This window comes from Paraburkholderia sp. SSBN10T (assembly GCF_056619545.1).
This window is the reverse complement of record NZ_JBWQQI010000014.1, coordinates 118,881-132,148: the sequence shown is the minus strand read 5'-3', so window position 1 is coordinate 132,148 and position 13,268 is coordinate 118,881. Positions and strand designations below refer to the sequence as shown.

Below are 13,268 nucleotides of genomic sequence, written 5' to 3'. Positions count from 1 at the left end.
GCCAATCGCGCAGCGAGCCTCGATACGCTCGCGCCGCGCCAAAAGTTCGCACTACGTGGAATCGCTTCCGGCGGTTTTCTCGGCCTTGACGTTGGCTGCGCTCTCGATCAACTGCTCGAGCTGCGTGAAATTCACCGGCTTGGTCAGATGCGAGGTGAACCCGGCGCCGAGACAGCGGCGCACATCCTCATCGGTGCCGAAGCCCGTCAACGCGACCGCCGGCACATCCGAATGCTCGCGGAACGCCTTGATGAAATCGAGGCCTGTGCCGTCCGGCAGCCCGACGTCGCTGACGATCAGATCGAAGTTCGCCGACTGCGTAGCCGCCAGCGCGTCGGCCACCCGTCCCACCACCGTCACGTCGTGACCGAGGCTGCGAATCAGTTGCGCCATCACCTCGGCGGTGTCGAGATGATCCTCGATCAGCAGAATCGTCAGCATGCCGGCCGGATGCGGCGTGACCGGCGCCGGCACGACCGCCTGCTCGACCGGTTTGGCGGCCGTCGGCAAGGTGATGGTAAAGGTGGCGCCGCAGTGCGCCCCGGGGCTCTGCGCGGTCACTGTCCCGCCATGCACGTCGGTGAGGGCCTTGGTAATCGCGAGTCCCAAGCCGAGGCCGCCGAACTGGCGGGTCATGTTCTGGTTGCCCTGTTCGAACGCATTGAAGAGCTTGCCGATCTGCTCGGGCTCGATGCCGATCCCGGTGTCCTCGATCGAAATCTGCACCTGCATGCGCTCGTCGCGCGTGCGCACGTAGATATGGCCGCCGTCCGGCGTGAACTTGGCGGCGTTGCGGATCAGGTTCCAGAGCATCTGCTGCAAGCGCGCGCGGTCGGCCAGCACGTAGTGGTGCTGGGCAGCCTTGTCGATATGAACGTCCTGCTGCTTGACCTGGATCTCGCTGCGAAACAGCTCCAGCACACTGTCGATCACTTCGTGCACATCCACGGTCTCGAGCGACAGCCGCAGCTTGCCGTTCGCCACCCGGGTGAGATCGAGCAGATCGTCGATCAGGCGCGCCTCGAGCTCCACATTGCGGCGGATCATCAGCACGCACGAGCGCGCCGGCTCCGGCAACTCGGGAATCAGTTCGAGCACCCGCGCTCCGGCCAGCACCGGTGTAAGCGGCGTGCGCAGCTCATGCGAGAGCATCGCCAGAAAGCGGTCTTTGGCTCGATTGGCCTCTTCCGCGGCGTGTCGCGCGGCCTGCTCCGAAGCCAGCAGCCGCTCGTGCTCCTCGATCGCTTCACGCTGCGGATGGATGTCGGTGCAACTGCCGAACCACTTCGTCACTATGCCGTCGGCGTCGCGCATCGCCACGATGCGCGCGTCGAACCAGCGGTAAGCGCCGTCGTGGCGGCGAATCCGCAACTCATGCCGATAGTCGCCGGCCCCGCTCCTGACCGCCTTGAGCCAGGTCTGGCGGATTTCCTCGCGGTCGTCCGGGTGCACGGCGTCGAGCCATGCGAGACCATGCGAGTGGCTCTCGTCGAGGCCCGTGTATTCGAACCACTGCTTCGACAGAAAATCGCAGTCGCCGTTGGCGCCGCAGGTCAGCACCAGATGCGGCAGCGCCTCGGACAAGGTGCGGTAATGCTGCTCGCGGTCGCGCAGCAGCACGGCCTCGGCCGAGGCCCGCTGCAGGCGCACCTGCGAGAGCACGCGCTCGACCGCTTCGGGCAGATAGTCGAGATAATCGCCGGACTTCGGCACCACGTCCGAGACGCCCGCGCGCAACGCCTCGATGACGCGCGATTCGTCCGTAAAACCGGTGACGAGGATCGCCGGAATCCGCACGCCCTCGGCACGCAGGCGGCGGAAAAAATCCAGCCCGGTCTCGGGACCGTTGAGCTGGTAGTCGAGCACGAGCAGGTCCGGCGCGCCAGCCGCGATCCGCGCACGGGCGCTATCGACATCGGAACAAAGCGTCACCCGGCAACCCGCCCGCTGCAGCGACTTGCGGGCAAGACGCAAGATGCCCTCGTCGTCGTCGACGACAAGCACGTAAGCCGCGAGCGGCGTGGATACGTCTTCGGTCATGCTGGTTCTTTCTTTGGCTAGATCTATTCTCACGGACTTCAGGCCGATTGTCCTTAAGCAGCAACGTCAGACAAGCGCACGCAAGCCCTCACGACGCCGCCAGACGCTGGCCCTGCGGCAGCTTCACCACCTGCAGGAAGAAGCCGAGACGGCGCACCGCCTCGATGAACGCGTCATATTCGACGGGCTTCGTAATGTAGACGTTGCAACCGAGCTCATAGCAGCGTTCGATTTCGCGCGGATCGTCGGTGGTCGTGAGGACGATCACCGGCACGGCCGCGGTCTGCGGCGCTTCTTTCAGGCGGCGCAGCACCTCGAAGCCGTCCACTCGCGGCATCTTCAGATCGAGCAGCACCACCAGGTTCGTCAGGTCCTGACGCGGCGGATATTTGGCGGCTGCATCCCCGCTCGGCGGGTCGCCGAAAAAGTAATCCAGCGCCTCTTGCCCGTCGGAAAACCGCAGGAAGCCGTTCGAGATGCCGGCCCGGCGCAAATTGCGTTCGACGAGCGTGGCATGGCCATCGTCGTCTTCGATCAGAATAATGCTGACCGTTTCCCCATTCTTCATACTGCCTCCGTGCCGGCCGTTCGCCGGTGCGTGACCATTTTGTTAGTGTTTCATACTTTGCAGGCTAGCCCCGCAGGCCGCGAGGCACCGTGGCCTGGATCAAAGGCCTCGCTCATCAACCCGGCTTGCGCCGCGGCGGGCGGGGCCCGTCACAGGCGTGCCGGCTGCTCGGGCAGCACGACAAAAAACGTCGAACCGGCGCCCTCCGCCGACTCCACCCAGACGCGCCCGCCGTGCCGCTCGACCATGCGCCGCACCAGCGCGAGCCCGATGCCGTCGCCTTTGGCCACTTCGCCGTGCAGCCGCTGGAAGGCCCGGAACACCTTCGACATATAAGCCGCCGGGATGCCGAGTCCATTGTCGCGCACGTAGTACGTCCGCGTACGCACGGGCGGCGGATTGCGCTCGTCCACCGGCTCCGCTTCGCATGTGCCAATCTCGATTCGGCCCAGACGGTCCGGATCGAGAAAGTTGAGCGCATTGCCGATCAGGTTACCGAAAATCTGCTCGATCGCGCCCGGGTCGCCCCAGGCCGGCGGCAACTCGCGCACCGTCACCTGCGCGCCGCGCGCCTCGATCGTACCGGCGAAGCCGTCGACGACCCGCGCCACGACCCGCCCGATACTCACGCGCTGCCACTGATATTCGAGGCGCCCGGCCCGCGAGATGCGCAGCAACGCCTCGATGATCGCCGCGGCACGCGTCACGGCGGTCCGCAAGAACTGCAGCGATTCGCGCACGTCGCCGTCGAGCACGTTGGTGAGGCGCCGTTGCTCGGCCTGCGGCAACTGGGCGGCGTCGATCGTGGTGCGCAGCTCGTCGCAGGAAACCTGCAGCTCCTTCGAGAAGCCCTGCAGATTGACGAGCGGCGAGCGCAAATCGTGCGAGACGCTGTAGATAAACATCTCGTTGTCCTGGGTCTCCTGGCGCAATTCCTCGTTGACCCCGGCCAGCTCCTTGGCGCGCGCCTCCAGCCTCGCCTTGAGCACCGCCTGATCCTGCTCGGCCGCCCGCAGCCGTGCGCCGGTCTGGTGCAGCACGGCGTCGAGCGCGGCGATTTCGTCGTTGCCCGAAAGCGGTGCGCTCAAGGGCCGGCCGTGACCGAGACGCTCGGCATTGCCGGTCAGCACCTCGAGGCGGCGGCCGATGCTGCGCGCAAACACCAGCGCGGTGACGCCCCAGATCAGCATGGAGCCGAGCACCGCGGCGATCAGCGCGTATTGCTGACGGGCGCGGGTTTGCGCGAGCGACGCATTGCGCTCGGCATCGAGCCGCGACTCTTCGGTGACGAAGGCATCGAGCTGCTCCTGAAACAGCGCCACCTGGCGCGGCACGGCGCCGGCCTCGAGGGCGATAAACGGCGCCATGCTGCGCCCTTCATGCAAGCCCTTGGCAATCGCGTCGGCCTGCTCCCGGTAGGCGTCGACGCTCGCGCGCATCTGCTGCACGCGCCCGGCCTGCTGCGGCGTGTCGCCCACCAGTTGCTCGAGTTGCGCCAGACGGTCCGCGAGATCGACCCACGCCGCACGACGGTCGAGAAAAATGGGGTCGCCGACCACCATCCCCGTGCGAACCCGCGCGGCCTGTCGCAGCAGCGGATCGATCAGCGAAGACGACTGATACAGGATGTGCTTGCTGTTGGCGACCCACTGCGCGGCTTGCGCCGCCTGTTGCTGGGTATCGAACACGAGGCCGAGCAATGCCAGCTCGACGACGCTCGGCATCGCAATCAGCAGCAGACCCTTGGTGAATAGTTTCATGTACGCTGGTAGTCTGTCCGGACGCCGCACGGTCCAGGCGGCGGGTTGCGCGTTGCCCCCACGCGGCGCAGTCCGCCGAACCGCCGCAGCGGAACCGGGCCATTATCGACGTGAACCCGAGATATTTCAATGTGCCGCCCTGGAAGCGCTGGCCAACATAAAAATGTCTTTTTTTAATGGCGGAGGACTCCCCTACAGGGCGCCTGCGTCTATCATGGAGACAGAAGTAGGGATGCGAATGCGCGCGGCAAGGCGATTCGGCACGATTCGTGCGGATGGGTGTGAGGCAGATTGATCGTCGAATCACCGTGAATCTGGCATTTTCGTATGCTATAAAAGATCGACGTGCGGCGGCGCGAAGCCGGGAGTGGTCGCATGAGGACGCTGCGTTTCTTGCAATTCTTTTTCAGGCGAATTTTTATGTCCTTCCCGAAAAAGCGTAGGCGCGCGAAGGTGGACGGCGATGAGTCGTTCCTGGCCGTGCTGCGGCATTTCAAACCGTTCGGCCAGCTAGACACCAAGATTGCGCGGGCCCGCGCACAGGACGAGCCGGTTCTGTATGCCCATGTCCTGCCCGGTCTCGATGTGCTGCTATGCAGCGTGCGCGGTGCGCAACTGCCGTATCCGGCGCCCGCCGAACTGCGCCGGCGCTGCATCGAATCGATCGCCAATGCGCTCGAACAACCGCTCGACGGGCTGGAAAACGGCGGCTACTGGTACGAGGCAGACGGCTTCGGCTTCCTGGTGTTCGCCAGCCGCGCGCGCAACCGGATCCTGCCGGAGTTCGGCGCCACCCGTGCGGCAATCGGCGCCCCGAGGCGCGGCGTGCGACGCCAGGATGCGGCCGGCGATGCCACCCCGCGTTCGCTGCGCTAACGCTCTTTCCGCGGTTTTAACGACAGGCGCGCTCATGCTTTCATGAGCGCGCCTGTCGTTTACCGGTTCAAACCGGTTCAATTGTGTGGCTTCGGATTGCGCGGTTTCCATCGGACCTGATGCCGCGCTGCCCTAGCGGACTGCGCCATCGGCTACCGGTCCTGCACGTTCCCTAACTGCCCCTGTAGGTGACCGCACCCGCCGGCGGCGATACGCCCGGCGCGACCCTGGCCTTACCGCTCGCCGCCGACGCCGGCGCCGCGCCATCCAGCGACAACGGCGGCCGCGCCTTTTGCTTCTGCCCCGGCGGCGGCGCCGTAGGTTGCGTCCGTTCATTGGCCAGCAGTTGAGCGCACGGCAGCGGCTTGTTATTGCTCGGCGCAATCAACGGAAGCAGCGCTGCCAGCGGATTGATCAGCCCCAGGCCAACCATTGCGCCGCCGCGCAGCGCGAGAGCGGTCGCGTTCACGCCCACATGCGGATCTTTGAAGGTGCCTTTCACGTATAGCGGCGAGCGCAGCGTAAACACCCGGAAGCCTTTCGTATGCGGGTGGACGCCGAGGTCCATCGTCTCGTCACGCAGATTGACGTTGCCGTCGATGTCGATCACGGCATCGTCGGTATCGAGCGCGAACACCCGTGGATCGAGCACCCCGTTGGTCGCCACGAAGTCCGCGGCGGCGCAGTTGATCTTCACGTCAGCCGAGCCGAACAGCTTTTCGTAGACCACGTTGGCCACATTCAGGCCGGCCGCTTCCATCAGCAAACGGCTCACCGTGCCGTCGGTGACGAGCGCTTTCACTTCGCCGTTCGCCGTAGCCGCCAGCGCGGCCGGCGAATTGCCGGTGGCGGAGAGCGCCGCGTCGCCGTTGACTTCGCCGAGTGCGTTTTGCATCGTCTTGACGTTCGGGAACAACTGCTTGAGCTTCAGATGGCGCGCCGAGGTCGAGAAACGGCCCTTCAACGGCGTGGCACTGCCGTCCAGATGGATCTCCGATGCAAGCGTGCCGCCCGCCACTCCGAACGACAGCGGCATGAGCGACAGCACGCCGTCTGTCATTACCACATGGGTGAACAGATTCGTAATCGGCAGATCCGGGTTCTTGATGAGACGCCGTCCGGTGAATTTCACGTCGGCGTCGATCGCTTTCCAGCGCTCGGTACGAAACGCCTCGACCGGCAGCACCTTGCCTGCCGGCTGTTGCGTCGCGTCGCCGCGGCTCGCCTTGCTGGCGCGGGAATCCGCGCCGATGACCGGCGCCAGATCGGAGAACTGCAGCAGGTTCGACACCAGTTCGCCCTCCAGCAGCGGCCGCGGCTCGCGAGCGGTATAGGTCAGCGAGCCGTTCAGGTCGCTGCCGCCCACCCGGCCCGTAAAGTTCTCATACCTGAAGACATTGGCGTCGCGCTTGAACTGGCCGACGAGGCGGCCGTCCGTGGCATACGGCGGCGTTTCCGGCAAGGTCACGCCCGTCAGCGAGTACAGATGCGCCATGCTCGTGCCTTGCAGCCACAGGCGCAGATCGAGCGCCGCGAGGTGGGCCGGATCCGTGATCGTGCCGACCAGCGCGACATGCAGGTCGCCAGCCTTGACGTCGGCCTGCAGCGGGAACGGCCGCTTGACATCCTGCAGCGCCAGCACGCCGCCCAGCTTGCCGCTGCCCGATATCGGCGTGTGGTTGTAGGAACCGTTCACGGTCCAGCCGATCGCGTACAGCGGAAGCGCCGCAGGCGCGTCGGGGCCCGCGCTGCTCGCGGCGCTAGCCGGTGCGGAGGCTGACGCGGAGGCGGAGGCGGTCGCCGCCTCCGAGGCCGCGATCGCATTCGCCTGGGCCGTGAGACGGTTTGCGCCCGCTTTGCCGACCACCTGGGCAGACGCGCTGCGCGACGACGCTTCCTGCTCCTTCATAACCTCGCCGATCGGCACCGGCTGGCCAAGGGTATCGACCACGACCTGCACCTCGGTCTTCTGCTGTTGATCCGACAAGGCGACCTTGCCCTTGGCGAACGCAATATCGTGCAGATCCAGCTTCCACTGCGACGGTCCCGCCGAGGACTGCAGCTTGAAGGTCCAGTTATCGCGTCCGTCGGCGAGCCGCTCCAGATCGACCGAGGGATTCACCAGATCGATCGCCGGAATCACAATGTCATGCGCCAGCAAAGGCAGCACCGCCACCTCGAAGTCGATCTCGTCGAGCGTGGCGAAGTGCGGCTGTTTGGCCCAGTCGGGGTTGGCCACCGTGATGTTGGCGGCCGAGAAACGCGGCCAGGGCACCCATGCACGCCAGCCGGTCTCGCCCACCGGGCGGCGCCAGCCGACTTTCAGATCGCCCTCGATGGCAAACTGCCGGCCGATCGCCTCGCTCACCTTCTGGTCCACCCACGGGCGCGCGCGATTCCAGTCGAACGTCAGAATAAAAGCCGCCAACCCGACGATCAGGACGAGGATGAGCGCCACGAACCATGCGATGATCTTGCCAATTCGCCCGCCGAGCGTCCGCGACACTGCCATGAGGAACTCCATTTTTCTCTGTTTGCGTATCGGACAGCAGTTTGCATGCCCGGTTCACTGCGCCGCTCATCGGGCACCGCCGGCCGTAGCGCGCTAAAGCGCGACGCACGGGGCCGTGCATTGTACCTATCACCCAGATCCCCACATGACGGACATTCCGATCGTCGCCGCCGTAGACATCGCCCGGCGCGACCCATTGAGCGGCCAGATGCTGCTGCACCCCACCCGCTTTGCCCTCCATGCAGGCGACCGGGTCGCCATTACCGGGTCGTCGGGATCCGGCAAGAGCGTATTTCTGCGCGCCTTCGCGCTGCTCGATCCGCTCGATGGCGGGCACATGACCTGGCACGGCAAGCCGGTCGGGCGCGCGGCGATTCCACGCTACCGGCGCAACGTCGCCTATATCCGCCAGCGTCCGGCGATTCTCGACGGCAGCGTCGAAGACAACCTGCGCTATCCGTTTTCGCTGAAGGCGTATCGCGACGTGCACTTCGATCGCGCGCGGGCCGCTTCACTCGCCTCCAAGGCCGGCCGCGGCGCGGACTTTCTCGACAAGCGGGCAAACGACCTGTCGGGCGGCGAAGCGCAGATCGCCGCGCTGATCCGCGTCCTGCAGCTTTCGCCGGAGGTGCTGCTGCTCGACGAACCGACCGCCTCGCTCGACCCCGAGTCGTCACATGCGATCGAGGGGCTCGTAGAAGCGTGGTTTAGCGCGGGAGATGCGCCGCGCGCCTCGGTCTGGGTGTCGCACGATCCGGCCCAGGCACAGCGCATGAGCGAGCGGCATCTCACCATGCGCGCCGGCGTGCTCGCCGAAGCGGCGCTCACGCCCAATGCCGACGAGGAGCGCGCCCGATGACCCTGCAAAATCTCAGCCTTTGGGACTTGGCGATCGCCGCCCTGCTGATCGTCGTCAACGGCGCGGTGTCGGTGGCGCTCAAGCTCGATCTCGAACGCAAGCTGGCCTGGGCTGCCGTGCGCACCGTCGTCCAGTTGCTGGCGATCGGCTACGTGCTCGGCTGGGTATTCCGCTTCGACCGCTGGTTCGTGGTACTGCCGTTGATGGTGCTGATGACCCTGATCGCCGGCTTCGCGGGCGCACAGCGCGGCGCGCGCACCTATGCCGGGCAGCGCGCCGACAGCGTGCTGTCGATCTGGCTCAGCTCGTGGCTGGTGGCCGCAGTGGGCCTGTTCGTGGTGATCCGCATCCGCCCATGGTACGAGCCTCAGTATGCGATTCCGATTCTCGGCATGATCCTCGGTAACACGCTCACCGGCGTGTCGCTCGGCATCGAGCGGATGACCGAAGAGCTGACCGCGCGCCGCGACCGCGTGGATATGGCGCTCGCGCTTGGCGCTACCCGCTGGGAAGCGGCCCAGGGTCCGGCGCGGCAGGCGGTGCGGGCCGGCATGATTCCCACCCTCAATCAGATGGCGGTGGTCGGCGTCGTCAGCCTGCCCGGCATGATGACAGGCCAGGTGCTGGCCGGCCAGTCGCCGCTGCAGGCGGTGCGCTATCAGATCGTGATCATGTTCCTGATCGCCGCGGCGTCGGCGCTCGGCACCGTGGGCGCGGTGCTGCTGACCTATCGGCGGCTGTTTTCGCCGGAGCACCGTTTTCTGGCAGCGCGGCTCGTCGAACGGGCTGCGCTCGCGCGCAAGTGAAAGTGAAAGTGAATCAGCGTTTCGCCGATACCGCGACCTGAGTCCCGTCAGTCAGCGTCAGCGTCTTCGTGCTGCCGTTGGTCGGCATCGTGAAACGCACGATCTGGCTCACCCTCACGTCGTTCGGACACTTGAGCGTCTTGCCCGCATGGGTGACGCTTTTGGTGCCGTGCGGCGCGAGAGCCTGGAAGCTCAATTGCACCGTGGCCGTACCGTCGTCGCCGACCACCGGCGCAAAGCGGATCTGCGTTTGTCGCAGCACCGTGCCGTTGGTATCGAGCGGTAGCGAATCGTAGTTCGGACATTGCTCGACCGCCGCAACCGGGCTGCCGGGCGGCGTCGTCTTCCACGTGAAGTCATCGGATTCGCCGGAGCGGATGGTGCGTGTCTCCTGCGCATTGCCGAACTCCTTCGAGGTCACCTTGACCGTATAGCGAATCGGGCCATCGGGCGCGGCTTGCGAGGTGACCGTGATCGGCGTCACGGCGTGAGCCGGCGGCGCCAGTGTGCAAGCGAGACAAGCCAGAACAGGAACGGCGGAGAGTCTGAAGCAGGGGCTCATACGGTCACCTCGTCGTGGTCACCTCGTCGTTGTGCCGCTGCACGCTCGCGTCGCACGACGCGCAGCGACTTTGCCCCGCCAGTCTACCGCCAAGCGGACCCGAACGCGCTTCGCGCGGATCGGGTGTTAACCCGCTTGCGGCAAGACGTTTTCTGCGTATCTGGGTATGCGCAACGGACCGGTCAGAAGCCGCTCAGCACCAGCTTGCCGATCGCGCGGCCCTGCTCCAGCAACTGATGCGCACGCCGCACGTTCTGCGCATTGATCTTGCCGAGGTCCTCGCCGACGGTCGTGCGCAGGGTGCCCGCGTCCACGAGGCGGCCCACTTCGGTCAGCAGCTTGTGCTGTTCGATCATGTCAGGGGTGCCGAACATCGAGCGCGTGAACATGAATTCCCAATGAAACGCTGCGCTTTTCGCCTTCAGCAGTTCGACGGCGATCGGCCGGTCGTTTTCCACGATCGTACAAATGCCGCCTTGCGGTTTAATAACGGCTGCGGCAGCCGGGAAGTGCTTGTCCGTATCGTTGAAAATCAGCACAAAATCGACCTGCTCGAAGCCGATCTGTTGCAGTTGCGCGGGCATGTCGCCGAAGTGGTCGACGATATGGTCGGCGCCCAGTTCGGTCGCCCACTTCGCCGAGGCCGGACGCGAGGCCGTTGCGATCACGGTCAGTCCAGCCAGCTGTTTCGCCAGTTGAATCCCGATCGATCCGACCCCGCCCGCACCGCCGATGATCAGCACCGAGCGCCCTTTGTCGGCGCCCTGCGGCGACACGCCCAGCCGGTCGAACAATGCCTCCCACGCGGTAATCGCCGTCAGCGGCAAGGCCGCTGCGTGCGTGAAATCGAGCGAGGCCGGCTTGCGGCCGACGATGCGCTCGTCCACCAGATGGTATTCGCTATTGGCGCCCGGCCGCGTGATGCTGCCGGCGTAGAACACGGGATCGCCCACCTTGAACAGCGTCACTTCGGGGCCAACTGCGGCCACCGTTCCGGCTGCGTCCCAGCCGAGCACGCGCGGCGTGGTCTCCACCGCGTCTTTCGGCGCGCGGACCTTGAAATCGACCGGGTTCACCGAGATCGCCTCGACCTTGACCAGCAGGTCGCGGCCCTTCGCTTCGGGTTCAGGAAGCTCGACATCGAGCAGCGCTTCGGGATGGTCGATGGGCAAGTAGCGATAAAGACCGACAGCTTTCATGGCAACTCCTGATTCGTTCGTGAGGTAGACGGGATAAGCGTTGCGCGCCGGCGCGCACGGTTTGCGCCGCGCTGTTTCGCTTGGGCTGTACCTATCTTAGGACGATCCTTGGCCGTTCAGAACAGGCATAATTGCTTAAACATTTTCTTGAAATTCAGAAGAATGACAAAACCGGCCACCTCCCCCGTGTCTGTGCAGCATGAACGCGAACGGCTCGATCTGCTCGATGTCGCGCTGTTCGTGCGGGCCGCGCTGCTTGCCAACGTGTCGGCGGCCGGCCGCGAGTTCGGCTTGTCGGCGGCCGTGGCGAGCGCCCGGCTCGCTCAGCTCGAGCGGCTGCTAGGCGCCCGCCTGCTGCATCGGACCACGCGCCGCATCAGCCTCACGCAGGACGGCGAGATCTTCATGACGCGTGCGCAAACGCTGCTCGATGCCGCCGCCGCGGCACGCGCTTCGGTCGGCCGGGCTCAGACCGAACCGCAGGGACGGTTGCGGGTGTCGATGCCGTCATCGTTCGGACGTCAGCATGTATCGCCGGTTATCCCGGAATTGCTGCGCCGCTATCCGGGCGTGAGCGTCGATCTGCGATTGACCGATCACCTCGTCGACCTTGTCGACGCCGGCGTGGACATGGCGATCCGGATTGGTGCGCTGAAGGATTCGACGCTGGTGGCCAAACGCCTGGCGGTCAACCGCCGGGTGATCTGCTGCGCGCCCGCCTATCTGGCAACGCGCGGCACGCCGCATCATCCGGCCGATCTGGCGCAGCACGAATGCGTGATTCTGGCGGACCAGAACACGTGGGCCTTCGAGACGCCCGCCGGTCGCCTCGACGTGCGCGTAAGCGGGCGCCTCGCGACCGACAACGGCGAAGTGATCCGCGACGCCCTGCTGGCCGGCTTTGGAATTGCGCTCAAATCGACCTGGGACGTAGCGCCCTACCTGCGCAGCGGCGAACTCGTGACGATCCTCGACAGCTATCCGCTGGCCGAGACGGTGGCCATCTGGGCCGTCTATCCGAGCCGCGCCTTCGTGCCGCCGAAAACGCTGGCGTTGATCGACTTTCTTGCGGCCCACTTCGGCGATCCGCCGTATTGGGACGTCGAACCGCGTTGAGGTGCCTTCAGGTTTTCGCTTGTATGCGGGGCGTCGCCTGGCACGGACGCAGGTTGCCGACCCGTTACAATAGCGGGATTTTCCGCGCCCACTGCGCGCTCTTTCCTGCGTCGACATGAACCTCGTCATCCAAAGCCCCGCGCCTCTGTCCGCCGACCACCATAAGACGCTCGCCGCACTTGCACGCGGCTCGCGCGCCGCCGTCATCGACGCCCACGCGATCCGCATTGCCGACGCAAACCCTGCCCAGCGCGCCGATCTGGAGGTCTACTGCAGCACGCACGCACTGGATTTCGCGTTTGTCGAGCCTAACCGGCAGTTGCGCGACTTCGGCCTGGTCGCGATGGATATGGATTCGACGCTGATCACGATCGAATGCATCGACGAAATCGCCGACTTTTGCGGCCTGAAGGCCGAGGTCGCGGCCATCACCGAAGCGTCGATGCGTGGAGAGATCAAGGATTTCAACGAAAGCCTGACCCGCCGGGTGGCGCTGCTCAAGGGGCTCGACGCGAGTGCGCTGGAGCGCGTCTACGAGGAGCGGCTGCGCCTGTCGCCGGGCGCCGAACAGATGCTGGCCGGCGCGAAGGCAGCGGGCCTGAAGACCTTGCTCGTCTCCGGCGGCTTTACGTTCTTTACCGAGAAGCTGAAAGCGCGTCTCGATCTCGATTTCACGCGCGCCAATACGCTCGAGATCATCGATGGCAAGTTGACCGGTCAGGTAACGGGCGAAATCGTGAATGCGGACGTCAAGGCGCGCACGCTGCGCGAGACATGCAATGAACTCGGGATCGAACCGAGCCGCGCGATCGCGATGGGCGACGGTTCGAACGATCTGAAAATGATGGCCGAGGCGGGGCTATCGGTGGCGTTTCGCGCCAAGCCGGTAGTGCGCGAAGCGGCGAGTGTCGCGTTCAATCATGTTGGACTGGACGGATTGCTGCGGTTGTTCTAGTTTTGAAAAGCCCAT

General features: G+C 65.4%; 11 protein-coding genes. 5 read left to right on the top strand and 6 right to left on the bottom strand.

Annotation, left to right across the window (positions count from 1 at the left end):
- Window positions 1–51 precede the first annotated feature (51 nt).
- The 3 genes from AC1ECK_RS21675 to AC1ECK_RS21665 all read right to left on the bottom strand — a co-directional run bounded on the left by AC1ECK_RS21675 (window position 52) and on the right by AC1ECK_RS21665 (window position 4,368).
- On the bottom strand, window positions 52–2,040 hold the full coding sequence (locus AC1ECK_RS21675) for a hybrid sensor histidine kinase/response regulator (protein ID WP_480322550.1): 1,989 nt from the start codon (window positions 2,038–2,040) through the stop codon (window positions 52–54).
- Window positions 2,041–2,128: 88 nt separating this feature from the next.
- Window positions 2,129–2,608 (bottom strand): response regulator, encoded by a 480-nt coding sequence (locus AC1ECK_RS21670; protein ID WP_480322547.1) that lies wholly within the window; start codon window positions 2,606–2,608, stop codon window positions 2,129–2,131.
- Window positions 2,609–2,757: 149 nt separating this feature from the next.
- Window positions 2,758–4,368 carry a sensor histidine kinase gene (locus AC1ECK_RS21665; RefSeq protein WP_480322545.1) on the bottom strand — a complete coding sequence of 537 codons (1,611 nt, stop codon included), beginning with the start codon at window positions 4,366–4,368 and terminating at the stop codon, window positions 2,758–2,760.
- 375 nt (window positions 4,369–4,743) lie between these two features.
- On the opposite strand from AC1ECK_RS21665, the gene AC1ECK_RS21660 reads away from it, so the two are divergent.
- On the top strand, window positions 4,744–5,244 hold the full coding sequence (locus tag AC1ECK_RS21660; protein ID WP_480322543.1) for a hypothetical protein: 501 nt from the start codon (window positions 4,744–4,746) through the stop codon (window positions 5,242–5,244).
- Between the two features lie 172 nt (window positions 5,245–5,416).
- On the opposite strand, the gene AC1ECK_RS21655 is transcribed toward AC1ECK_RS21660, so the two are convergent.
- Window positions 5,417–7,756 carry an AsmA family protein gene (locus tag AC1ECK_RS21655; protein ID WP_480322542.1) on the bottom strand — a complete coding sequence of 780 codons (2,340 nt, stop codon included), beginning with the start codon at window positions 7,754–7,756 and terminating at the stop codon, window positions 5,417–5,419.
- Window positions 7,757–7,901: 145 nt separating this feature from the next.
- Between AC1ECK_RS21655 and AC1ECK_RS21650 the strand changes: the two genes are divergently transcribed.
- A complete protein-coding gene (locus AC1ECK_RS21650; RefSeq protein ID WP_480322540.1) occupies window positions 7,902–8,615 on the top strand; it encodes an ABC transporter ATP-binding protein in 714 nt (237 codons plus the stop codon).
- On the top strand, window positions 8,612–9,421 hold the full coding sequence (locus AC1ECK_RS21645; protein ID WP_480322538.1) for an ABC transporter permease: 810 nt from the start codon (window positions 8,612–8,614) through the stop codon (window positions 9,419–9,421). Before AC1ECK_RS21650 ends, AC1ECK_RS21645 begins: the two co-directional genes overlap by 4 nt.
- Window positions 9,422–9,434: 13 nt before the next feature.
- Here AC1ECK_RS21645 and AC1ECK_RS21640 read toward each other — a convergent pair whose 3' ends face one another.
- Window positions 9,435–9,983: a DUF6013 family protein gene (locus AC1ECK_RS21640; protein WP_480322536.1), complete on the bottom strand. Its 549-nt coding sequence runs from the start codon at window positions 9,981–9,983 to the stop codon at window positions 9,435–9,437.
- Window positions 9,984–10,165: 182 nt separating this feature from the next.
- Entirely contained in the window at window positions 10,166–11,182 is a 1,017-nt protein-coding gene (locus AC1ECK_RS21635) for a zinc-binding alcohol dehydrogenase family protein (RefSeq protein ID WP_480322534.1), read from the bottom strand.
- Window positions 11,183–11,344: 162 nt separating this feature from the next.
- Between AC1ECK_RS21635 and AC1ECK_RS21630 the strand changes: the two genes are divergently transcribed.
- Together AC1ECK_RS21630 and serB are read left to right on the top strand one after the other, a co-directional pair.
- Window positions 11,345–12,298 (top strand): LysR family transcriptional regulator, encoded by a 954-nt coding sequence (locus AC1ECK_RS21630; RefSeq protein WP_480322532.1) that lies wholly within the window; start codon window positions 11,345–11,347, stop codon window positions 12,296–12,298.
- Between the two features lie 115 nt (window positions 12,299–12,413).
- Window positions 12,414–13,253 carry a phosphoserine phosphatase SerB gene (gene serB, locus AC1ECK_RS21625; RefSeq protein WP_480322530.1) on the top strand — a complete coding sequence of 280 codons (840 nt, stop codon included), beginning with the start codon at window positions 12,414–12,416 and terminating at the stop codon, window positions 13,251–13,253.
- Window positions 13,254–13,268: the final 15 nt, after the last annotated feature.